We start from the raw sequence: 24328 nt of genomic DNA on the forward strand, positions 1-24328 counted from the left end.
ATATGACATGGAGAAACTTTCTATTAATAGAAGAAACACGTATGAAAGTATGTGAAAGCTGCAATTCACATTTAAAGAAGATTGAAGGGGATATATGTCCAAAATGTTCAAGGGAAAATGAAGGTGTCTGCTATGATTGCAAGCGCTGGGAAGATGATCCTAAATGGAAAAATATTTTAGATAGAAATGTTTCTATTTACGAATACAATCCATTTATGAAAGAACTGCTAGCGCGTTATAAATTCCGCGGTGACGCAGAAATTTCCAACGTTTTTAAAGAGGAGCTTTGTTTTACTTATAAAAGAGAATTTCAAAAAGAAGTCGATCTCATCGTTCCTATTCCTTTAAGTGAGGAACGATTATATGAAAGAGGCTTTAATCAGTCAGTCTTACTTGCACAATTTCTCAAAGCTCCGATTATTACTCCTCTTATAAGAATAAACCACGAAAAACAATCAAAAAAATCCCGCCGAGAAAGAATAAATCATTCCAATTATTTTACTATTAACGATACAATATGTATAAAGGGGAAAAATCTTTTGCTTATCGATGATATTTACACAACTGGCAGTACATTAAGACATGCTGCGAAAATTTTAAAAGAAAAAAATGCACAAAATATTTCTTCATTAACATTAATTCGCAGTTAAAATCTAACAGAAATAGTCGATATAAAATGTAGGTAAATGTTTCATAAACAATTATTGCTGACAGAGGAGCAATTTTAATAGATATTTCATGAGAGAATAGGAGTGTATGTGATGGGAGAGTTATCCAATTGCCCTAAATGTAATGCGATCTTTGTAAAAACACCATTAAAAACGATTTGCCAAGACTGCTTTAAGCAAGAAGAAGCTGATTTTGAAAAAGTATATAAATTTTTGAGAAAGCGTGAGAATAGAACTGCGCTTATTGATGATGTTGTTGAAGCAACGGATGTGGAGGAAGGTTTAATTTTAAAATTTATCCGAAATGGAAGAATCCAGCTTTCAAATTTCCCGAACTTAGGCTATCCATGTACGAAGTGTGCAACAACTATTCGTGAAGGAAAATTATGTAGTCATTGTGAAGCGGATATAAAGTCGCAGGTAAAACAGATGGAACGAGAGGAAAGTCATAAGAGAGATCTTGAACTTCAGCAGAACAAAAAAACTTTCTATGCATATATGCCCAAAAGTAAATGAAAATCTAAACACGAGGGTAAACTTGTCGATATAACCTGTATTAGAAGGACGATCAATAGGCAAGGAAAGTGAGGAGATCTTTCATGAAAATTAATAATATTGGCTCCACAAATGGTGTTAATCCATATAAACGACAGCTGGATAAAAATGAATCAATTGCAAAAGCATCCGCAAAAAAAGATAAAGTAGAAATTTCAACTGTGGCTAAAGACCTCCAGCAAACGAGCGAACTGACAAAAGCACGTCACGAAAAAATTAGTGCTATTAAAGAACAAATAGAGAACGGGACATATAAAATTGACGCTAGTGCAATTGCGGAAGGATTGCTGAAATTTTATAAGAAATAAAGATAACAGAGAGGATGGAAAGTGATGACCGAAAAGTTAATAGCAAACTTAGAAAAGCTGCTCGCTCTCCATCATCAGCTTTATAAAGTGGCCTTTCAAAAAACAGATCTTTTAAAGAAAAATGATATTGAAGCATTAAAAGAAACATTAAACTATGAACAAAAATTCGTCCAGGCAATCAATCAGATGGAAGCGGAACGAATTGAGCTCACATCAAAATTTCTTGGACGAACAGATGAATTAACATTAACAGCTTGCATTGAAAAAGCAGACGCATCAGATAAAGAAAAGCTCCAAAATATATATGATGAATTCAAAAAAGTGATGGACGACTTAAAAAATATAAATAATTTAAATAAACAGCTCACACAGCAGGCATTACAGTTAGTGTCTATCACAATAAACACGATGATGCCGCAAGAAGGTGATCATAACTATCAAAAGCCGGATAACAAAAATGGACAAACAAAACGTCGCTCCATTTTTGACTCAAAAGCATAAGGAGGGAAACAAATGCGATCCACTTTTATGGGATTAGAAATTTCAAAGCGCGGGATGTTCACACAGCAGAGTGCGCTTCATACGACAGGGAATAATATTTCGAACGTGAATACACCAGGGTATTCACGTCAGCGGATTAACTTTGAAGCGACAACGCCATACCCGTCTATTGGGATAAATCGTCCGCAAATACCGGGGCAAATGGGGACTGGGGTTGAAGCGGGAAGTGTGCAGCGGATAAGGGAAGGCTTTTTAGATGTTCAATATCGCCAAGAGAATAATAAATTAGGATATTGGGAATCAAGGGCCCAGGCATTGGAAAAGATGCAAGAGATTATGAATGAGCCATCAAAAGCCGGATTGTCAAAGACATTAGATGAATTTTGGCAATCATTTCACGATTTAGCAGTTAATTCGATAAATGAAGGAGCGCGTTCAGTTGTTGCTGAACGTGGAGAAGCAGTGGCCCAGACTTTTAACTATCTTTCTACTTCATTAACACAAGTACAGGGTGATTTGAAAAGCGAACTTAAAGTATCGGTTGATGAGATTAATTCCATTGCCAGTCAAATAAATAATATAAATAAACAAATTTCTGAAATTGAGCCTCACGGTTATTTACCTAATGAATTATATGATGAACGAGATCGGCTTTTAGATAAGTTATCAACTTTAGCAAATATTAAAGTAACGAATCACTCTTCGGGTGGAAATTCCCTGAAAATTGCAGAAGGAACCGTTACTGTTGAATTTGTCGATAAAGACGGCAAATCGATAAAGGGTTTAGCCCCTTTTATAAATGGAGATACCACTAAAGGTCCGCTTGGAGTTCAAGAGTTTAAAATTGAATTCTCAGATAATGGCACAGATGTTTCAGAAGATGGTCGACTTGTAAAAGGTATTAAACTTAACAATGTAGATATAGATATCAACATATTTAGTAAAACTGGAAAGATAAGCAGTTTGATAGAATCCAATGGTTATTTTGACGGTACAGATGAAAAAGGGATATATCCTGATATGTTGAGGGAATTAGACACTATGGCTTTCGAATTTGCTCTGCAATTTAACAAGGTTCATAATCAAGGGAAATATCTTGTTGATTCTGGTAATGGGGGCTTGAAGCTTAATGATCCTAATGATCCCAATACTCCACCAATTAATTTTTTCTCGTTTGGTTTGGATTCTAGTAATAAAGAAATATTTCCTGTAGCTAATGGCAATGTGAAAGGTGCAGCAGGTCTTATCCGAGTTTCTGAAAAAATTAAGGATTCACCCAACAATATTGCTGCCGCATCTGGAAGCGCAACCGAAGATGAAGTGGATAACGCTGATAATGCACTTGCACTGGCAGAAGTTAAAAATACAACTTTTAATATTGGAACTAGACACACAACATTCCAGACGTACTATGAAGGGTTAATTGGAGGAATGGCTGTAAAGACACAGCAAGCGGAGCGTTTTACAGATAATACAATGATTTTGCGTGATTCCGTTGACCAAAGAAGGCAATCAGTTAGTGCTGTATCATTGGATGAGGAAATGACGAATATGATTCAGTTCCAACATGCCTACAATGCATCAGCAAGAATGATTACATTACAAGATGAGGTTTTAGATAAAATTATTAATGGAATGGGAATGACAAGATAGGTAGGTGGAAAATAAATGCGTATTACACAAGGCATGCTTGCTAGTAATTCTTTAAGAAATTTGAGCAGCAGTTATGCAAATTTGAGTAAATATCAAGAGCAGCTTCATAGTGGAAAGAAAATTTCTCGACCATCAGATGACCCTGTTGTAGCTATTAAAGGGATGTTTTATCGGACTAATTTAACAGAAGTTGAGCAATATAAGCGTAATTTATCAGAAGCATATACGTGGATTGAGAATTCTGAGGCAGGGATTGAGCATACTACACAAGTTATACATCGTGTTAGAGAACTACTTGTTGCAGGAAAGAATGGAACTAATAGTGATGAGAGTAGAGGAGCAATTGCAACAGAAATTGAGCAACTTAGAGAGGATTTAATTGGAGTTGCTAACACACAAGTTGGCGGACGTTATATTTTTAATGGAGCTAATACCCTTAATCCCCCGATAAAGAAAAATGGAGGATCGACTGAGTTCTTTAAAGATAGGAACGGTAATGATCTACAACCAGCTGATTTTAATATTGAAGTTTCAAAAGGTGTTTCACTAAAGGTAAATATTAATCCTAAGAATGTATTTGGAGAAGAGTTATTAGGTGACAATGGGACGCTTTCCAATATCATAAAAGCTTTTAAAGATAATAGCGGTGATCTTGATAAGCTATTAGGAGATTTAGATGCTTATTCTGAGAAAATATCTGCAGAACGTTCTGGATTAGGTGCTCGTTACAATCGTCTTGAATTGATTGATGATCGTTTAGGGAATCAGGAAGTTATTGCAAACCGTATTCTATCTGAAAATGAAGATGTGGATATGGAACGTGCTATTACGAATTTAACTATACAAGAAAGCATTCATCGTGCATCGCTTGCAGCAAGTTCAAGAATTATTCAACCTACATTAATAGACTTTTTACGATAAGCTATCTTTTTACGAAGATAGCTTTTCTTGATAGGAGTGGATTATAATGCAAATGCCTCAAATTAGATTAGATAGTCAATTTGCAAGAATAGGTATCCAAACGACAAATACTAGAACAGAGACACAACAGCCTCAAGCTGATTTGTCAATTCAACAGCCAAAGGCAGATTTAACAATTGAAACTACTCCGTCAAAGTTAACAATTGACCAGACAGAGGCTTGGGCAGATATGGATCTTAAACATATTTCGCGACGAATTGAGGAAGCGGCACAGCAAGGGAAGCAGGATTTACTAGAAGGAATAGCAAGACGTGCACAGCAAGGTGATGAATTAATGAAGATTGAGAATAGTGGCAATCCACTTGCTGAGCAAGCAAAAACAAATAGTGTAAATCCGATGAAGGAATTCAATATTGGATTTATTCCATCAGCCGGTAGTGTGAAAATTCAATTTGAACCAGCGAAAGTGAATATAGATGTTAAGCGAAATGAACCTATAATAGAATCAAAACCAAATAAACCAATTGTTGATTACTATCCAGGGAAAGTGGATATTAATTTAATTCAAAGAAACGAACTTGAAATTGATTTTATAAATGTGGATATAAAGGCATAATAGAAGGGAAGGTGAATAAATATGATGATTCAGACGAAGTATCATGGAGAAATTAGTATAGAAGAAAATGAAATTTTAAAATTTGAGCAAGGGATTCCCGGATTTAATGATGAGAAAGATTTTATTCTGATCCCGCTTGAACAGGGCTCTCCCTTTTTAATATTACAATCAATGCAAACAGCAGAACTTGGATTTGTTGTCGTTAATCCATTTCAATTTACGGCGGATTATGAATTTGATTTATCGGAATCAGATAAAGAAATATTAGAAATCAAGAGTGAAAAAGATGTGGAAGTATATACAATTTTAACTGTAAAAGAACGTTTTGAAGAGACAACTGCAAATCTCCAAGCCCCACTTATTGTTAATCGTAACCAAAACAAAGCGAAACAAATCATTTTGAATGAGCAAAAATATTCAATAAAACATAATTTATTTGCTCAAACACAATTAAAATAAGGAGGTGGAAGCATGCTAGTATTGACAAGAAAAACAAATGAAGCAATACAGATTGGTGATGATATAGAAATTACTGTTCTATCCATTAGTGGTGACCAAGTTAAACTTGGTATTAGCGCACCAAAAAATATTGAAATACACAGAAAAGAAATTTATTTATCGATACAAGAATCTAATAATGAAGCGGCTTCTATCTCATTAAATCTACTTGATCAAATAAAGAAACAATCCCTAAACCTTAAGTAAAAAGCTTGAGGTTTTTTCGTGTTAATAAATAAAGAAAAAAATTATCAATTTAAATATAAAATAATTAAAAAACTATTAAACAATTTTTTATACTGACGATAATAATAGTGTAAAGAAGAAACATTCTATACTAATAAATAAAGTGTTTTTTCTAACTAAACTTTCATTCACAAGGACGTGGATGATTTTAAAACTCAAGGAGGAAATAAAAGATGAGAATTAATCACAATATCGCGGCGTTAAACACACACCGCCAATTAAACACTGCATCTAGTGGACAAGCAAAATCTATGGAGAAATTATCTTCAGGTCTTCGTATTAACCGTGCAGGAGACGATGCAGCAGGTCTTGCAATTTCTGAAAAAATGCGTGCACAAGTACGTGGTTTAGACCAAGCTTCTAAAAATGCTCAAGACGGTATCTCTTTAATCCAAACAGCTGAGGGTGCATTAAACGAAACTCACGACATCCTACAACGTGTGCGCGAACTTGCGGACCAATCTGCAAACGGGACTAACACAGCTGAAGACCGTAAAGCGATTCAAGACGAAGTAACACAATTAAAACAAGAAATCGATCGTATTGGTAATACAACTGAGTTCAATACTCAAAAATTATTAAATGGTAACTTGAAATCTGCTGGCGGTGCTTCTGTTGGTCAAAACACAACAACTGGTACTAGCGTGGGTAAATTAGCAGCTGGGACAATTACTGTTTCTGCTACTCATACACTTTCATCATCTGCATTTTCAGCATCTTTCGTAGCTGAAACTATCAATGTTGATGGCACTGATATTACTGTAAACTGGCAGAACCTAAGTACAGAAGAGCGTAACATTATTAAAAGTGGTGCTAGCGCTGATGCTACTTCTCAACAAAAAGCACTTGATTTAATCGTTAGCAAGATTAACGAGGCTATCGATCAATCTGGCAGTGGTGTTGCTCACGTAAGTGGTTATAATACTGCTGGTGTAATTACACTAACTAGTGGTTCTGAAGGTACAAATTCTAAAATTACAGCTGGATCAGCTGGAGTATTAAATGAATCTCTTGGTGGGGTAGGTACATCAACTACTGGAACGAACAATTATAATGGTACAACAGTTACAGCAGGAACTAGCTTTACTGCAGACATTAATGGTGTGACAATGGACGTTAAACTTACAGCTTCTATTACAAACGGAACGTCTTCTATGTCAGACGCAGCTACTGCGTTACAGTCTGCTATTAATACAGCTATTAAGAGTGCTAATACTACTGCAGGTGCTAGTTCTGTAGCAGATCCAGGATTTATTTCTGATGTAAGAGTAAATGTTACAGGCGATGGACGTTTTGAAATTATCAGTGAAACTGGTCCGATTAAATTATCTGATAAATCAGGAGAAACAGCAGTTAAGGACTTAGGATTATCAGCTGCTCAAACTGATGCATCAGCTAATGGTGGAATGACATTCCAAATTGGTGCAAATAAAGGACAAACAATCACTTTTGGTGTGAATGATATGCGTTCAGCAGCATTAGGAATTTCAAGTGTTGATGTTTCTACGCAGGCTGGTGCGTCAAATGCACTTGAAAGCTTAGATAAAGCGATTAAATCTGTATCTTCTGAACGTGCAAAACTTGGTGCTGTTCAAAACCGTTTAGAGCATACAATTAATAACTTAAATACATCTTCTGAAAACTTAACTGCTGCCGAATCTCGTATTCGTGACGTAGATATGGCGAAAGAAATGATGAATCAAACTAAGAATTCTATTCTTTCTCAAGCTGCACAGGCGATGTTAGCTCAAGCGAACCAACAACCACAAGGTGTGCTACAATTATTACGTTAATGATCAAAGTAAGAGGATCGAGGAATTTCCTCGGTCCTCTTTTAGATTTAGTGAGAATATTTGATTTAATATATTCGCCTCTGTCTTCTCCTTTACAGAGTCGCCAGTCGGCAACATTTCTCTATATATGCCAAATAGAAATGTATATCTTTTATATGAACTGGCGTTTAACTGTAACATTCAATTCAATAAACTTCTTCAAAAGGGATGAAAACGCATCCACTATACAATATATTAAAAATCAATTTCAATAAATGAGCTTAGAGGTGATCACATGTTTATTAATAAAAATATTGATATTTTACAGAAAAATGAGATGCATTGGATTGGAAGTTTGACATCTTCCTCTATTACGCATGAATTCATCTCTTCGGAAAATTCTAGAATAGAGTATTTTAAAGATATGGTGGGAAAAGTTTATAAAATAGAAGATTTTTACGACAAATCATATGAAAGTAATTTATTGAAAAGAGAGATTGTTTTTGTAATAGGAATTAATTCTATTTATGAAATAAAGGAATTATATAACAAAGTAAATAAGGAGTCATGTTTGGTAGTTATAGAACCTAATTTATCCTTTTTTAATCATGTTTTACATCATAAAAATTTAGATATTTTTCAAAATAAAAATGTTATCTTATTTTCAGATCATATAGAGCAGTTAAGTGATTTTCTTCGCAATTTCTTTTCTGGATATTCCTCAATTGCGTTAGCAAAAAATATTAATTTTTATCAGACGGATTATTATAGAAAATATGAATTGGGGACAGTCAAGGATGTTGTACAAATTATTAGGGAAGTAGTTAGGAATGTTATCTTGTCAATAGGAAATAGCATAGAAGATGGTTTAGACGGATTAAAGAATAATCTTAAGAATTTGAAATGGTTACAAAGATCAAAAGATACTGCTCAATTAAAAGATAAATTTAAAGGCAAGCCTGCTATTGTTGTATCAGCTGGTCCATCATTAAATAAAAATATACAGGAACTAAAAAGAACTGCACATAAAGCAGTGATTATTGCAGTAGATACTATAGTTAATAAATTACTAATGGAAGGGATTACTCCTGACTTTGTATGTTCTGTTGAACGAGGAAAAGAAACTTATGATTATTTTTATCAAGATGCTAATATTCCCGAAGAAGTAACATTAGTGGGTCCTCCATTGTTAGATTCTCGTGTTTTTTCAAGTTTTCAAGGAGATATTATTTTACCAATGAGGAAAGGAATTTCTGAATATAGTTGGTTACAAGGTATTCTAGGAATGCAAAATGATAGTTTTATTGAAATGGGATCTTCCTGTGCGCATGTAGCATTTGGATTAGCGATGCATTTAGGTGCACAGCCTATTATTCTTGTTGGACAGGACTTAGCATTTGGTACTAATGAGGGTCAGTCTCATGCAGTAGGTACTATTTATGATGATAAACTTAATCTTAATGACAGCAAACGGTTATTTCAAGATTATGAAATAGAAGGCTACTATGGTGGAGAAGTAAGAACAACTTTTATATGGGTATATTTTAAACAATGGTTTGAAGCACAAATTAGTAACCATCAATTATTTGTTATTAATGCTACTGAAGGTGGCGCTAAAATTAATTCGACTGTGCAAAAGTCTTTAAAGGAAACGATAGATACTTACTGTTTGGAAGATATTGAATCACTAAAAGAAATAGTGAAAAATATTGATACCTATAATGTAGATAGAAATTGTATGAGAGATGCTTTTAGTGAAGAGCTAAAATACTTTAGTGTATTTAAGGAACAGTGTATAAAACAGTTAGAAAAAATTAAACAATTAAAAATTACTCATTCAAGTACAATGAAAAAGCTAACAAAGGTTGTAGAAGAATTGCAAAAAACGAATGTAATTATGAATGAGATATTAAAGCATGATTTATTAAAACATAATCTCCAATCTGTTGTTGTAAAAACTCTATGGGATATTAATAATATAGAACAGATTATTAATACTAAAAATTTAATAAAGAATAGAGAGATTCAAATTAATATGCTAGCTCCAACTATTGTTTGTTTGGAGAAAATTGAAAAATATATAAAAGAAGCTTTAGAAAATGATATTTAATATACTAAGGGTATTCCAATTATTAAAAATACTTATGTTAATTTATATAATTAATTATTGATTATATAAAATGTTGATATATTAAAATGTATAATTATTTTGAAATAGTAAATTTTTATAAATGATTCGGAAGGGGGAATTTTTAGGATGGTTAGTAGTGCTTCAAAAGTATTAGTTACAGGAGCTGATGGTTTTATTGGCTCTCATTTAACTGAATCATTAGTAAGACAGGGCTATGATGTTCGTGCTTTTGTTTATTACAATTCCTTTAATTCGTGGGGATGGCTTGATTCTACTGTAGAAGATGTAAAAAAAAATCTTGATGTATTTGCAGGTGATATTCGTGATCCATATGGTGTGAAAGAGGCAATGAAAGGGTGCGATATAGTATTACACCTTGCTTCATTAATAGCGATTCCTTATTCATATCATTCACCAGAGACGTATGTGGATACAAATATAAAAGGAACGCTTAATGTACTACAGGCGGCTCGTGATCTTGGTGTTTCAAAAGTTATTCATACGTCAACGAGTGAAGTGTATGGAACAGCTCAATATGTCCCGATTAATGAAGATCATCCGTTACAAGGTCAGTCACCATACTCTGCTTCTAAAATTGGAGCTGATCAAATGGCATTATCTTTTTATCGTTCATTTGAGACACCAGTTGCAGTTATTCGTCCATTTAATACATATGGACCTCGTCAATCTGCACGTGCAGTAATTCCAACTATAATTACACAATTAGCATCGGGTAAAGAAAAAATAAAACTTGGCGCGTTAAGCCCGACAAGAGATTTTAACTATATACAAGATACTGTAAGTGGATTTATCTCGATAATGAATAGTAATAGGTCTATTGGTGAAGTAATTAACATTGGGAGTAATTATGAAATTTCCATCGGTAAAACAGCAGAAGTAATTGCGGAAGTAATGAATAAAAAGATTGAAATTGAGACAGATGAAGTTCGTCTTCGTCCTGATAAAAGTGAGGTAGAAAGACTTTGGGCAGACAATCAAAAAGCAAAAGGCTTACTTGATTGGGAGCCCTCATACGGTGGTTTAGAAGGCTTTAAACGCGGTATTAAAGAAACGGTAAATTGGTTTTCTGATCCAGTAAATTTATCTCAATATAAGGCAGATGTATATAATATATGAATGAAAAATGGAGAGAAATAGCAAGTGAAATAAAAGCTATTTACGGAAATAAAGATTATGTGGCGCTTCATGAACCGACATTTAATGAGAAAGAAATCGAATATGTTACGGATTGTATTAAAACTGGCTGGGTTTCTTCTGTTGGAAAATATGTTAATGAATTCGAAAAAAAATTAGCTGAATATACAGGAGTTAAGCGAGCCGTTGCCGTTGTGAATGGTACTGCGGCTTTGCATATTGCTCTTAAAGTTGCGGGTGTTAAAGAAAATGATGAAGTATTTATGCCTGCGCTGACATTTGTGGCTACAGCCAATGCTGCTTCCTATTTAAATGCTATTCCACATTTTGTTGATGTGTCTGAAAAAACTTTAGGATTAGATCCTGTGAAACTTAAAGAACATATTCATGATATTGGTGAATTTAAAAATGGCCAGCTTATTAATAAGTTAACAGGGCGTATCATACGTGCAGTTGTTCCAATGCATACATTTGGTCATTCTGTTGACCTTGATCCATTAATTGATATATGTCAGCAATATAATCTTATTCTTGTAGAAGATGCAGCTGAGTCATTAGGTTCTTACTATAAAGGAAAGCATACAGGTGGATTTGGGGTTGTCAGTGCCCTTAGTTTTAATGGTAATAAAATTATGACCACTGGTGGCGGTGGGGCTATATTAACAAATAATGAAAAGCTTGCCGACTATGCCAAGCATATTACAACAACTGCTAAAATACCGCATCAATGGGAATATTATCATGATGAGATTGGTTATAACTATAGAATGCCTAATATTAATGCAGCATTAGGATATGCCCAATTGGAGAAAATGGATGATTTTCTTGCCTCAAAAAGGCAACTTACAAAGCAATATCACCAGTTACTAAAAAAAATAAATGGTGTGAAAGTATTTAAAGAAAATTCTTTTGAAATGAGCAATTACTGGTTGCAAGCAATATTGATTGATCCACAGAAGCATGAGCGCGATAATGTACTGGGAATTTTGAATGCCGAAGGTGTTATGGCACGACCGATATGGTCACCACTTTCTGAATTAGCTCCTTACATGCATTGTCCAAAAGCAGATCTTACTATGACCAATCATCTTAACAAAATAGTCATTAATATTCCATCTACTCCAGTGAAAGGAGAGAGCTATGACTAAAAGAAAAATATGTGTGGTTACTGGTACACGTGCTGAATATGGATTATTGTATTGGTTGATGAAGGAAATTGAAGGGGATAGTGCACTTGAACTTCAGCTAGTTGTGACTGGAATGCATATGTCTCCTGAGTTTGGTTTGACATATAAACAAATTGAAGAGGACGGCTTTGTAATAAATGAAAAAGTGGAGATACTTTTGTCATCGGATACAGCCATTGGAGTAGCAAAGTCGATGGGATTGGCGACAATTGGGTTTACAGATGCGTTTGATCGTTTGAAGCCAGATTTATTAATTGTTCTGGGTGACCGCTTTGAAATGATGGCAGTAGCACAAGTTTCTCTAGTTATGAGAATTCCTATAGCACATATTGCAGGTGGAGACATTACAGAAGGTGCTTATGATGACGCAATTCGTCATAGTATCACAAAAATGTCTCATCTTCATTTTGCTACAAATGAAGATTCTTATCGAAGAATTATCCAACTTGGTGAGGACCCTAACTCAGTTTATCATGTAGGAAGCTTAGGGATTGATAATATAAAAAAATTAAAACTTCTTTCGAAACAAGAGTTATCAAGGGAACTAAATTATCAATTTCAAGAAAAAAATGTCCTAGTTACGTTTCATCCAATTACTAATGGATTGCATTCTACTTCTAAACAGATTCAAACTATCCTACAAGCATTAGAAGAACTATTACAAAAATTTAATTTGGGAATTATTTTTACAAAATCAAATGCGGATAATGGTGGAAGAGATATTAATCAGCAAATACAAATGTTTTGTGAAGTACAAAAAAATTCTATGCTATTTGATTCATTAGGACAGCTCAAATATTTGAGTGCCTTAAAATATGTGGATGCAGTTATTGGTAACTCGTCCAGTGGGTTATATGAAGTACCTTCATTTAAAAAACCTACAGTCAACATTGGGAATAGACAAACTGGGAGAATAAAAGCTTCTTCGATCATTGATGTAAATGTAGAAAAAGAAGAAATTATTAGTAATGTAGAATATGCTTTAAAAAATGATTTCTCTTCAACGATTAATCCGTATGGGGATGGAAATACGACACAGAAAATCATAGAAATTATTAAAAGGACTACAGAATTTCCATTGAAAAAATTTTTTGACTTAAGGAGTTCTAAGCATATATGAGGACGTATATTATTGCTGAAGCAGGTGTTAATCACAACGGTGATATTGAACTTGCGAAAAGACTTATAGACATTGCAGTAGACGCTAAGGCTGATGCTGTGAAATTTCAGACATTTAAAACGGAAAATGTGATTAGTATTCAAGCTCCAAAAGCTGAATATCAAATTGGAACAACAGGGAAGGAAGAGTCACAATTTGATATGGTGAAAAAGCTTGAATTATCTTTTACTCAATTTAAAGAATTAAAAGCCTATTGTGATAAACGAAATATAGAATTTCTTTCGACACCGTTTGATATAGAAAGTGCTGATTTTTTACTAGATAAACTATTATTAAGACTGATTAAAATTCCTTCTGGGGAGATTACAAATGCTCCATTGATTCTCCATATTGCAAAGAAAAGACCGAAGATTATTCTATCAACGGGGATGGCTACATTAGGTGAGATAGAAACTGCTCTTGGAATAATTGCTTTTGGGCTTTTACAGAAGGAAGAGAATCCATCTATTGAAGCGTTTAAAGCAGCATTTATTTCTAAGGAAGGTCAGCAAATTTTAAAAGAAAAGGTTACTTTACTTCACTGTACAACTGAATATCCTGCACCTATTCGAGATGTAAATCTTTTAGCTATGAACACTATGAAAACAGCTTTTGAATTACCAGTAGGATACTCGGATCATACAGAAGGAATTGCAATTACTATTGCAGCAGTTGCATTAGGAGCATCTGTTATAGAAAAACATATTACACATGATAAAAATGCAGAAGGTCCAGATCATCAAGCATCTCTTTGTCCAGAGGAGTTGATTCAAATGGTACAAAGTATTCGCCAGATAGAAGAAGCTAAAGGAACTGGAATAAAAATTCCTTCTATATCTGAATTGAGAAATATTAATATAGCACGTAAAAGTATCGTTGCTAAGAAAAAAATTAAACAAGGTGAAGTATTAACAGAAGAGAATATAACATTTAAAAGACCTGGAAGCGGTATAACACCACTAAAATATTGGGAATTAAGAGGTTCTTCAGCAATAAAAGATTTTAATGAAGATGAGGAAATAATACTATCATGATTTTATGTAAGGAGGAAGCAATACATGTATTTAATAAATTACCAACAGAGATGCAATCATATTATTTTCATCCTGAATATGTAATAAATGATGCTTTATATAAAAAGGATATAGAGCCTATATTTTTCGTTTTGGAAAATAAAGGGATGGTTTTCTATCACGCTTTTCATTTTGGGAAAATATTTAATACTTCTTATTACGATATTCAATCTCCCTATGGATATGGAGGACCTATATGTTTAGGCGATAAAGACTTTATTGAAGAATCTATTCAAATTTATAAAAAGTGGTGTTCGAATCAAGAAGTTATAGTAGAATTTATTCGTTTTCATCCATTGTTAAAAAATCAATTAGAGTATTACGGACAAGTTTTTCAAAATAGACCGACAGTTTATATTGATCTAAAAGCTGAGGATTTATTTTCTAAGTTTAGTACTCGTGTACGAACTGCTATAAGGAAAGCGAAAAAAAGTAATTTACGTATTACGTTTTCTAAATCTCAGAAGTATATTAATGAGTTTATCAGATTATATACGGTATTAATGAATGAAAAAGCTGCAGAAGAAGATTACTTTTTTAATAAAAATTATTTTATTCAATTGATAAAGAGTAAGAATGTTTATTTATTAAGTGTAGAAAATGAAAACGATCAAGTAATAGGATCTTCAATTTTCTTTATCAGTGGTTATGTGGGGGAGTATCATTTATCTGCTTCGAATGAAGAAGGAAGAAGCAAAAATGTTGCTAACTTACTTATTTATGAATTTGCTGAATTTTGCAAAAAAATAAATATTAATATTTTATATCTAGGAGGTGGCAATGATTGCTTAGAGAACAATTCACTTCTTTTTTTTAAGAGAGGGTTCTCAAAAAATGAGGAGCTTTTTTATATTGGAAATTTTAAGCATAATCAATCTGCTTATGATCAATTTAGAACAGAATATACTAAACAAAGTTCTGAAAAAGAAAACTATATATTGTTTTATCGTTAAGAATTAGGAGGAATGAATAATGGCATGGGACCAAACATGGGAACGAGTATTCCAAAATCAAGAATGGGGAAAGTATCCTTCTGAAGATCTAATTCGTTTTATTGCGCGGAATTTTTATCAATATACAAATAGAAAAGAAATAAAAATATTAGAAGTTGGTTGTGGTACAGGAGCTAATCTATGGTATATAGCAAGAGAGGGTTTCTCGGTTTATGGAGTAGATGGCTCTAAAACTGCTGTTAATAAAGCGAAAAATAGGCTGGATTTTGAAATTTCCAATTGGAATGGAGAGTTAATAGTGGGTGATATTATATCGTTGCCATATGAAAATGAAACATTTGATGCAGTAATTGATATCGAAGCTGTTAGTTGTAACTCATTTGAAAATTCATTGTTAATATATAACGAAATCTACCGTGTACTGAAAAATGATGGGAAAATATTTAGTCGGACATTTGCAACAAACTGTTGGGGAGATCAGACTGGTCAAAAGATTGATTATAACACATGGATTCCTACAGAAGGACCTTTAAGTAATAAAGGTACTGTTAGGGTTACTTCTAAAGAAGATGTTTATAAATTATTTGACAAATTTGAAGTCGTTGAACTAGAAAAACTAGAAAGAACTTATAATAATCTCGAGCAACGTATTATAGAGTGGCTAATCATAGGAGTAAAAAAATAAAATGGTTGGTCAGGAGGTTTAATATGGCTTCAAGTACTGTAGTAGTTGGTGGAGGAATCGCTGGTATATTAGCGGCGCTAATGTTGAAAGATAGATTTGAAAATGTAGTATTAATAGAGAATAGTGATGAACTAGGTGGGCTTTTAAGAAGTGACCATTATGATAATCAATATTGGTTTGATAAAGGCACTCATATACCTGCATTGACGTATAATGAGGAAATAAATAAATATTTGTTTCCTAAACAGCTCTATAATGAGAATTTATGGTTGCGTTTCTCCTATCTTAAGCCGGGAAATTATTTTAATAATAATCTTAATAATGAAAGCTCATCTATTGATATTACTAGTTATGGTAAAGAAAAATATTGTAAGATGTTAATAGATTTATTTAATAGTAACTTGGAGCCTAAATTACATTATATTAATGCATACGAGCAGATAATGGATTTATTTGGAGAAACTTTAACGAGAGAAGTTTTTGATCAAATTTCTTATAAATTTTTCGGTGTATCTTTGAAAAAGCTATCGCAGGATGCCTTTAAGCTCGTATTTAATCCACGCATTATTGCTTTTGATGAGAAGAAAACAAAGGAATTTAAAAAAATAAAGTTCTTTGATCTTAGACTCTCTTTGAGATCCCCAATAATTAATGAATCAATAACTTATTTCTATCCTGTAGAGGGTGGAATAAATTTATGGATTAAAATGTTAGAAGAGAAAATGGGGAATAAAGGGATAAAGATCCTTAAAAACACATCAATATCTGATATTAAATTAAAAGATGGGAATATTAGTGAATTGATACTAGGAGAGGGTAATGAATGTTTAAAGAATATATCCCATATTGTTTGGACAGCTCCAACTCACCTTCTTGCTCAAAGATATAAAATTATTAATATTGAGTCATTGAAAAATGAGTCGAATCAAAACCTAAAAAGGGCGACATACTTATACCATTTTATATGTAATAAACCTTTTTTAACTGATAGACAATATGTAACTTGTTACGATCCTATAATGAGAACATTTAGGGTAACTTTATATAACAATTTTCAAAAGAGTGATCAGTTTAGATGTAGTGTTGAAGTCTTAAGTGAGGATAATATAGCTATTGCTGAAGAAATAATTTTTAAAGAACTTATTACAATGGGAATTGTAAGCGAAGATACATTGATAGAGAAAAGTTATTCCTACAAGCTTGGAAGTTACTTTCCTATTATCACTCCATATATGGAAGAATTGCATTCTAATATAGTGAATACTGTATCAGATAAAATCAGTAATATAACTTTAGTTCAAAGAAGCGGAAATCAGTTTTTTATGGCTGATGTATTAGAAAATGTTTATAAATGCGTGAGTAAAATTATTAAATATTAGAAGATGTATAGTGAATCTAATAAAAAGGCTTTAGGACTAAGGAAGTGTGAATATTGACTAAATGGAAATCGATTTTAATCAATCCTAAAACATCGATCATTCAAACTATGGAAATAATTGATCGATCCGCTCTACAATTTGCTGTAGTAATAGACGATAATATGCACTTGTTGGGAACTGTAACTGATGGTGATATTCGCAGAGGAATTTTAAAGGGTATGTCACTTGAAACCCCAATTGAAAAGGTGATGAATGAATCACCGATATACGAAACAGCGGGGAAGAGGGCATTTTATTATAAACACCTAATGAAAAAAAGAAGACTAAAACAATTGCCAATTGTAAATAAGAAAAAACAAATTCATAACATTATTTTTTCAGATGATAGTGTACAAGTATTACAAAAAGAAAATACAGTTATTTTAATGGCTGGAGGACTAGGAACTCGTCTTCGTCCATTAACTAATGACATTCCAAAACCAATGTTGAAGGTAGGCGACAAACCTATTTTAGAAACTATTATAGAAAGTTTCAAAAATTTTGGTTTCACTAATTTTATTATATCGGTTAATTATAAAAAGGAAACTATTAAGGATTATTTTCAGGATGGTTCGCGCCTTGGAGTAAATATTGAATATATCGTGGAAGATAAAAGATTAGGAACAGCAGGGGCTCTTTCGCTTTTGTCAGAAAAACCCAACAAACCTTTTTTTGTGATGAATGGAGATTTGTTAACGAAAATTAATTATGAACATTTGCTTGATTTTCATTATGAAACAGGGGCAACAGCTACTATGTGCGTACGTGAATATGAATATCAAATCCCATATGGAGTTATTGAAACTGAAAATCATAAATTATTATCAATCCTAGAAAAGCCGGTCTATAAGAGTTTTGTGAATGCGGGGATTTATGTGTTAAATCCTGAAGTTTTAAAGCTTATACCGCAGGATGAATTCTATGATATGCCAGATCTTTTTAAACGGGTTATTACTCTTCAGAAAGAAGTTGCTGCCTTTCCTTTGAGAGAATACTGGTTAGATATTGGTCAGAAGAATGATTATGAAAAAGCAAATGGAGACTTTAGAGGAGTGTTTTCATGATCAATGGAAAGACAATTCTTGCTATTATACCAGCAAGAGGTGGTTCAAAAGGAATCCCTCGTAAAAATATAAGAGAGTTAGCTAGAAAACCGTTAATAGCATGGACGATTGAAGAAGCAAAAAAATCAAAATACATTGACAGACTCATATTATCGTCGGATGATTTAGAAATTATTGAAGTTGCAAAAAAGTACGGCTGTGATGTTCCATTTATTCGCCCTAAACATTTGGCTGAGGATACAACTCCAGGAATTGCTCCAGTTATTCATGCAATAAACGAATTATCTGGATATGATTACGTTATTCTGCTTCAACCTACATCTCCGTTTAGACTAGCCGAAGACATTGATAGTTGTATTGAGAAGGTAATAAATGCAGGAGCTCCGTCATGTGTTAGCGTAAGCGAGCCTGAGAAATCTCCATATTGGATGTATATATTACAAGAAAGGGATAGAATGAAACAACTTCTTTCAGAGAAGGAATTAATAACACAGCGACAAGATCTTCCTCCAGTGTATGCTTTAAATGGGGCTATTTATATTGCTGAGACAGATTGGTTAAATAAAACAAAGACGTTTTTAACAGATGAAACAGTAGCATTTATCATGCCGAGGAACCGGTCGTATGATATTGATGAAGAGGAAGACTTATTTTTGTGTGAATATATAATGACCAATAGGTAAAGAGAAGTGACAAGTAGATTCTTACTTCATTTCATAATAGTGTTCTATAGAAATTGATATAAGAGGAGATAAGTGGAACTAATTACATAAAAATATGAAAGTTGAGTCGTTATGTTTTTTATAGAAACTTTTTTAAAATCATTACTTAGTTAATGTAGATGAAGACTTCAGTTCTATGGTTTTGTTAAATTTTAAATAAACTTTATTATAAGGAGATAATATGGAAACAAGTATAGATATAATGAGACAATCATTAGACCTGCAAGAAACTGTTCTAGAAGGTCTAGAGCATGTACAAAAACAAATTAGTGAAGGGAAATTTGAAGATACAATTTCTTTATTCAGAGATATTGTTCAAGCTTTTTTTTCAATAGAATCTTCATTGAAATGTTTACCTGATCAAATTTTAATTGATGAAGTGATCATAGACAATATTAGAGGGAGTTTAAATATAGCTGTTAATGCATATGAGTCCAAGAACTATATGAATGTGCAGGAAGTAATAGAATTTAAAATTATCCCTATGTATAAAGAGATGAAAATACAGCTGGAACAGACATTTAATCCTTATATAATTTCTTAATATTTTTAAAAAACATTGTTAACTATTAATTCCCTTCTCTGGTTAGATGAGCGGTAATAGAATTTAATGAGAATAAATTTAAAATATAAAGAGGCTCTTTTAGAGTTTCTTTTTTTATGACCTTTTTCCTATTTCAACCATTTCCTTGTAAAGTCATTAAATAGTTTCTATTTACTTCCGATATAAAGGCTAGAGATGCATTTATTGTAAGAAGAATAAAACAACCCATTTATATGGAAATAGTTTCTGTTTATTCAATCATGAGAGGTCGAAAAGTAATCAACTATAAAAAGAACAGGACGGTGTTAAAATGGTACAACGAATAGGCGGTTTAGCAAGTGGAATGGATATTGATTCTATTGTTAAAGATATGATGAAAGCAAGAAGCATACCTTTAGATAAAATGAAACAAAAAAGACAAATATTAGAATGGCAACGAGATGGTTATAGAGAAATGAACAGTCTTATGATGTCTTTCCGTAATCTTACATTTGATATGAAACTCACGGATAAATATCGTGTTAGAACAACTTCATCTTCAGATGAAAGCAAAGTTACTGCAACTGCTAAAGGTTCGGCAGCGCTATCATCTTATAATATTTCTGAAATAGAACAATTAGCGACTGCTGCGTCTAAAGTGAATAAGAAGGCTAATGGTAATATTTCTGGTGCTACTAAAGTCGATGTAACAAAGAGCCTATATGGATCAGAATCTAGTTTTGTTAATGGTTCAAGTTTTAAATGGGAATTAGGTAGTACAGAATCGCAGGTAATATCTGCATCATCTAATGGAACAGTCTTCAATTTAACATTAAAAGATGATGTTAAATTGAAAAATCTTGCTGCTGACCCTGCTACAGATTTAGAAGTAGATGTATCAATAGAAGTAAATGGAAAATCTTTCAAAGTCGTAACAGATAATTTCGCAAATGATGGTACTAGTCAAGTTCTTGTAAATAAAGATGGCAGGCTGGAATTTAATGAAGAGATTAGGCAAGGTAGTATTATTAAAGTTGATTACGCAGCCGAAAATCGAGTAGATACTTTTAAATCTTCTGAACCATTAGAGGAGATTCATTTAACTAAAGGTTCTATTTCCCAGGCTGATGACAGTATTGAAATTAAGATTGACGGAGTAACATATAAGAATAAAGGAAACAAATTTTATAAAGATGGTAATACCAGTAATCCTAGTTTTGCAGAAATTAATACCATGGGAACAATTAAATTTTCTTCACCAATTGGAGCAGATAAAGAAGTAAAAGTTTCTTATAAACAAAATTATTTTTCTGTTGATTTATCTACTCATACATCAAAAGGAAAAGTAGATGAAAAGATCTTTGTTGAAGGCACAGATTCGCTAAATACTGTACTTAATAAAATTTCTACTTCAAATGCTGGGGTTTCTGCATTATATGATACTCATAATGACCGGGTAATCCTTACAAGAACAGAGACAGGGAGTTTCAATGGAACTAATCCTGAAATTGAGACATCTGGCTGGTTTTTAAATGACGTTCTTAAGTTTAACGAGGCTGAGGATACAAATGGAAAGAATTCAATCTTTACAATTAATGGCCTTAAAACTCAAAGGTCCTCTAACACTTTTGAAATGAATGGTGTTACATTTACTTTAAAAGATACATTAGCAGCTGGTAGTCCTAGTGTTGCTATTAACTTATCAAATGATACAAGTAAAGTATTCGATAATATTAAATCTTTCGTTGAAAAATATAATGAATTAATCGATAAAATTCAGAAAAAGATTGGCGAAGAGCGTTATCGAAGTTATACACCTTTAACCGATAACCAACGTGAACAACTTTCTGATAAACAGCAAGAACAATGGGAAGAAAAAGCAAAGAGTGGATTACTCCGTAGGGATACGTTGTTAACAGGTGTTTTAAGTAAAATGCGTCAGGATTTCTATGGAGTTGTTAATAACGGCGAAATTGATCCTAAATTCCGTCAACTTACTAGTATTGGTATTACAACTACCGCAGATTATTTATCGGGTGGGAAATTAGAAATAGATGAAGCGAAGTTAAAGAAAGCAATTGAAGAAAATCCTGAAAGTATTGAAAAACTATTTACAAGCAGCGGAACAACAGATAGTGAAAAAGGGATTTTAAATAGACTTTATGATAGTCTAGCAAATGGGATGAATAGAGTAAGAGAAAGAGCAGGAACTTCAAATTCTACAAATGAACAATTTGTGATTGGAAAAAACCTTAAAAGTTTGGGTACTCAAATTAGCAGTTTTGAAAAGCGCCTAGTTCAGATTGAAGACCGTTATTGGAGACAATTTACTGAGATGGAAAAGGCAATTCAAAGAGCTAACCAACAATCGACTTATCTCTCTCAGCAATTTAGCTTTTAATATAGGTGAATCATCTTATATTCTTTGTTTAGCAGGTTAACAGAGGGACTAATTACAAAAAGATCGAGGATAAATAAAATTCTCGATCTTTTTATATGATATTTAGCTTTAATTAATAAAATATTATGAATAAATACTTTGTCATTTATTACTTAGAAACAATATTTAAGACATCAGTTGTATTTTGATTTACTTTTACTACAAGTAACTGATCCCCTTTTTGGCGTATATCCAAACTGACAAATTGCATCATTTCTTTAGCTGTATCTAAATCAGTTAATTTTGAAATAGAAGAAGTAAGGTTATTCTCCTTTACTAGAGCATTTTTCATATGATGCTCAATTGCTTTATAATAAGAACCAACTTTTGTTAGGTTACTAGTTGTTTCCAAAATTGCTTTATCCAGTTTAGTAATTAAATTAGAGGAGGCTCCAGATGTAAGAAGATTTGCATTGTCAATTCCGAGTGCTGATGTACTCGTATCCATTAAATCTATTGAAATTTGCTGTCCTGGATTAGCACCGATCATCAATATAAGTGGAGCATTTTCACCTAGAATTTTTTTAGTATTAAACTCTAGTTTATGAGCTGTATCATTAATTCCCTTCATGAGCTGATCGAGTTCTAATTGACTTGCTTGACGATCGGTATCCGTTAATGTTCCATTCGTACTCATCACAGCTAACTCACGTGCTCTTTGTAACAGACCATTCACATTATTTAATCCTTCACTGGCTACTTGTAAAGCAGAAAGCCCATCCTGCATATTACGCTGTGCCTGGGAAAGTCCTCTCACCTGTGCACGCAGCGTTTCAGAAACAGCAAGCCCTGCCGCATTATCACTAGCCTTACGAATATTTAAACCAGTTGCCAGTTTATCTATCGTTTTCTCCATCTTTGTAGCATTGCGCTCATAGCGATTAATAGAAAAAGCGATCGCTGGCTGGTTGTGAATTTTCATTTCTTCACCTCTTTTCCTAAATATCATCTACTTTATTTATATCGTCTCTTTTCCTGGATTTTTAATGGAAATAGTAAATATTACAATATTTATACCGATATTATCCATATATGTAGTAGGAGAAAAATAAATGGATATAAATATGGCTAGTAAGTTATATAAGGAAAATAGTTTAATGACCCTTAGCCCAAAGAAATTTATTTTATGGCTCTTAGAAGAATCATTAAAAGCCTTGGAAAAGGGAAAGGAAGCTATAAAGTATAAAGATATAGTGGAACAAAATAATCAGCTTCAAATAACACAACAGCTAATTCTCGAAATAATACCACTGATAAATGAAGGTATCGATGGAGGAAAACAGTTAATACTTCTTATTGAGTATGTACATCGAGGATTAATAGAAGCAAATATAGATAGTGATCTTACTGTTTTGAAAGAACTAGAAGCTGTTTTAAGTGAATTAAAATCTGCTTGGGAAGAGATATAAAATATGAAGCCCTGGAAATCAGGACTTCATATTTTTATGTCTAAAAACTGTGAGAATGGGGAAGGTCTTTGAATCTCTCTTATATTTTTAGCTGGGTCATTGATGACGTCTCTAATTTTTGAATTAATTACTTCTTCAGCAATTTGTTTATTAATAACGACAAACTGGGATACTGGCCCTTCTCCAACTCCTCCAATATTCATACAACAAAACCTCCTGAAGTTTGATTGTTATGTTAAAAATTACCCATTTTAATCTTAATATAAAAGTCCTAATAATGGAAGTATTAAGTTTAAGTGGTAAATTTGTTTATTATTTTACAATTAGAAGGGTAGAGCAAGGAAGTATAAAGGGATAGGGTAATAGTAGAGAATAAAACCCTATTATTATTTACAGACTTGTCAATTCACTACAAAATGGGACAAAGTTCACCTTTAATCCAAGCAATCCCCCCAACTTTCTGCTATAATATCCATAAGAAAAATAAATACTAATAAGAATGGTAGGGGAACTAGTGCTACTAGTTGAGAGTGAGTCTATTGGAGGCTCTGACCCTTTGAACCTGATCTGGATAAGACCAGCGTAGGAAACATATTCACACTTTATGAATAAATAAAAGTATGTTTTTATGCGCGCGGTTTGTTACCGGGCGTTTTTATTTTTCTAGAAAA

The 24328-nt window shown here is 32.9% G+C and carries 25 protein-coding genes and 1 riboswitch; of the genes, 23 read left to right on the forward strand and 2 right to left on the reverse strand.

Going from position 1 to position 24328, the window contains the following annotated elements; translation table 11 throughout:
* Nucleotides 1-41: 41 nt before the first annotated feature.
* The 22 genes from BFA01S_RS03030 to fliD all read left to right on the forward strand — a co-directional run bounded on the left by BFA01S_RS03030 (nt 42) and on the right by fliD (nt 22209).
* Entirely contained in the window at nt 42-650 is a 609-nt protein-coding gene (locus BFA01S_RS03030; RefSeq protein WP_235842951.1) for a ComFC family protein, read from the forward strand.
* A 111-nt stretch (nt 651-761) separates the two neighbouring features.
* On the forward strand, nt 762-1184 hold the full coding sequence (locus BFA01S_RS03035) for a TIGR03826 family flagellar region protein (RefSeq protein WP_066225610.1): 423 nt from the start codon (nt 762-764) through the stop codon (nt 1182-1184).
* 83 nt (nt 1185-1267) lie between these two features.
* Nucleotides 1268-1531: a flagellar biosynthesis anti-sigma factor FlgM gene (gene flgM, locus BFA01S_RS03040; protein ID WP_066225612.1), complete on the forward strand. Its 264-nt coding sequence runs from the start codon at nt 1268-1270 to the stop codon at nt 1529-1531.
* A gap of 24 nt (nt 1532-1555) precedes the next feature.
* Complete coding sequence (locus BFA01S_RS03045; RefSeq protein WP_066225613.1) at nt 1556-2032, forward strand: flagellar protein FlgN; 477 nt, start codon at nt 1556-1558, stop codon at nt 2030-2032.
* A gap of 12 nt (nt 2033-2044) precedes the next feature.
* On the forward strand, nt 2045-3685 hold the full coding sequence (gene flgK / locus BFA01S_RS03050; RefSeq protein ID WP_066225615.1) for a flagellar hook-associated protein FlgK: 1641 nt from the start codon (nt 2045-2047) through the stop codon (nt 3683-3685).
* A 15-nt stretch (nt 3686-3700) separates the two neighbouring features.
* Nucleotides 3701-4606, forward strand: coding sequence for a flagellar hook-associated protein FlgL (gene flgL, locus BFA01S_RS03055; RefSeq protein WP_066225618.1), 906 nt, complete (start codon nt 3701-3703; stop codon nt 4604-4606).
* Between the two features lie 46 nt (nt 4607-4652).
* Nucleotides 4653-5222, forward strand: a complete 570-nt coding sequence (locus BFA01S_RS03060; RefSeq protein ID WP_066225620.1) for a DUF6470 family protein — start codon at nt 4653-4655, stop codon at nt 5220-5222.
* Between the two features lie 21 nt (nt 5223-5243).
* Nucleotides 5244-5681, forward strand: a complete 438-nt coding sequence (gene fliW, locus BFA01S_RS03065) for a flagellar assembly protein FliW (protein WP_066225621.1) — start codon at nt 5244-5246, stop codon at nt 5679-5681.
* Nucleotides 5682-5693: 12 nt separating this feature from the next.
* Nucleotides 5694-5927, forward strand: a complete 234-nt coding sequence (csrA, locus tag BFA01S_RS03070; RefSeq protein ID WP_066225623.1) for a carbon storage regulator CsrA — start codon at nt 5694-5696, stop codon at nt 5925-5927.
* 212 nt (nt 5928-6139) lie between these two features.
* Nucleotides 6140-7759: a flagellin N-terminal helical domain-containing protein gene (locus BFA01S_RS23565; protein WP_066225625.1), complete on the forward strand. Its 1620-nt coding sequence runs from the start codon at nt 6140-6142 to the stop codon at nt 7757-7759.
* A 274-nt stretch (nt 7760-8033) separates the two neighbouring features.
* Nucleotides 8034-9848 (forward strand): motility associated factor glycosyltransferase family protein, encoded by a 1815-nt coding sequence (locus BFA01S_RS03080; protein WP_066225627.1) that lies wholly within the window; start codon nt 8034-8036, stop codon nt 9846-9848.
* A gap of 147 nt (nt 9849-9995) precedes the next feature.
* The gene (locus BFA01S_RS03085) at nt 9996-11006 is read left to right on the forward strand and encodes an NAD-dependent 4,6-dehydratase LegB (protein ID WP_066225629.1); all 1011 of its coding nucleotides are present in this window, start codon (nt 9996-9998) and stop codon (nt 11004-11006) included.
* Complete coding sequence (locus BFA01S_RS03090) at nt 11003-12172, forward strand: LegC family aminotransferase (RefSeq protein ID WP_066225631.1); 1170 nt, start codon at nt 11003-11005, stop codon at nt 12170-12172. The genes BFA01S_RS03085 and BFA01S_RS03090 overlap by 4 nt, the downstream gene beginning before the upstream one ends.
* Nucleotides 12165-13331: a UDP-N-acetylglucosamine 2-epimerase gene (gene neuC / locus BFA01S_RS03095; RefSeq protein ID WP_066225633.1), complete on the forward strand. Its 1167-nt coding sequence runs from the start codon at nt 12165-12167 to the stop codon at nt 13329-13331. Before BFA01S_RS03090 ends, neuC begins: the two co-directional genes overlap by 8 nt.
* Entirely contained in the window at nt 13328-14404 is a 1077-nt protein-coding gene (gene neuB / locus BFA01S_RS03100) for an N-acetylneuraminate synthase (protein WP_066225634.1), read from the forward strand. Before neuC ends, neuB begins: the two co-directional genes overlap by 4 nt.
* A complete protein-coding gene (locus tag BFA01S_RS23075; RefSeq protein WP_066225635.1) occupies nt 14401-15396 on the forward strand; it encodes a GNAT family N-acetyltransferase in 996 nt (331 codons plus the stop codon). The genes neuB and BFA01S_RS23075 overlap by 4 nt, the downstream gene beginning before the upstream one ends.
* Before the next feature lie 19 nt (nt 15397-15415).
* Nucleotides 15416-16081 (forward strand): class I SAM-dependent methyltransferase, encoded by a 666-nt coding sequence (locus tag BFA01S_RS03110; protein WP_066225639.1) that lies wholly within the window; start codon nt 15416-15418, stop codon nt 16079-16081.
* Between the two features lie 23 nt (nt 16082-16104).
* Nucleotides 16105-17460 carry an NAD(P)-binding protein gene (locus tag BFA01S_RS03115; RefSeq protein WP_066225641.1) on the forward strand — a complete coding sequence of 452 codons (1356 nt, stop codon included), beginning with the start codon at nt 16105-16107 and terminating at the stop codon, nt 17458-17460.
* A 53-nt stretch (nt 17461-17513) separates the two neighbouring features.
* Entirely contained in the window at nt 17514-18563 is a 1050-nt protein-coding gene (locus BFA01S_RS03120; protein ID WP_082799831.1) for a nucleotidyltransferase family protein, read from the forward strand.
* Entirely contained in the window at nt 18560-19246 is a 687-nt protein-coding gene (locus BFA01S_RS03125) for an acylneuraminate cytidylyltransferase family protein (protein WP_066225643.1), read from the forward strand. Before BFA01S_RS03120 ends, BFA01S_RS03125 begins: the two co-directional genes overlap by 4 nt.
* A gap of 220 nt (nt 19247-19466) precedes the next feature.
* A complete protein-coding gene (locus BFA01S_RS03130) occupies nt 19467-19829 on the forward strand; it encodes a DUF8042 domain-containing protein (RefSeq protein WP_066225645.1) in 363 nt (120 codons plus the stop codon).
* Nucleotides 19830-20139: 310 nt separating this feature from the next.
* Nucleotides 20140-22209, forward strand: coding sequence for a flagellar filament capping protein FliD (fliD, locus tag BFA01S_RS03135; RefSeq protein WP_156483514.1), 2070 nt, complete (start codon nt 20140-20142; stop codon nt 22207-22209).
* 148 nt (nt 22210-22357) lie between these two features.
* Here fliD and BFA01S_RS03140 read toward each other — a convergent pair whose 3' ends face one another.
* Entirely contained in the window at nt 22358-23170 is an 813-nt protein-coding gene (locus BFA01S_RS03140) for a flagellin N-terminal helical domain-containing protein (protein ID WP_066225647.1), read from the reverse strand.
* 130 nt (nt 23171-23300) lie between these two features.
* Here BFA01S_RS03140 and fliS point away from each other — a divergent pair, with 130 nt between their 5' ends.
* On the forward strand, nt 23301-23657 hold the full coding sequence (gene fliS / locus BFA01S_RS03145) for a flagellar export chaperone FliS (RefSeq protein WP_066225649.1): 357 nt from the start codon (nt 23301-23303) through the stop codon (nt 23655-23657).
* A 26-nt stretch (nt 23658-23683) separates the two neighbouring features.
* Here fliS and BFA01S_RS22720 read toward each other — a convergent pair whose 3' ends face one another.
* Nucleotides 23684-23860, reverse strand: a complete 177-nt coding sequence (locus tag BFA01S_RS22720; RefSeq protein ID WP_169800424.1) for a hypothetical protein — start codon at nt 23858-23860, stop codon at nt 23684-23686.
* A gap of 291 nt (nt 23861-24151) precedes the next feature.
* Nucleotides 24152-24263: riboswitch (TPP riboswitch) on the forward strand.
* The last annotated feature ends 65 nt before the right edge of the window (nt 24264-24328 follow it).

This window comes from Metabacillus fastidiosus NBRC 101226, assembly GCF_001591625.1.
In the GTDB taxonomy this organism is placed as follows: domain Bacteria; phylum Bacillota; class Bacilli; order Bacillales; family Bacillaceae; genus Metabacillus; species Metabacillus fastidiosus.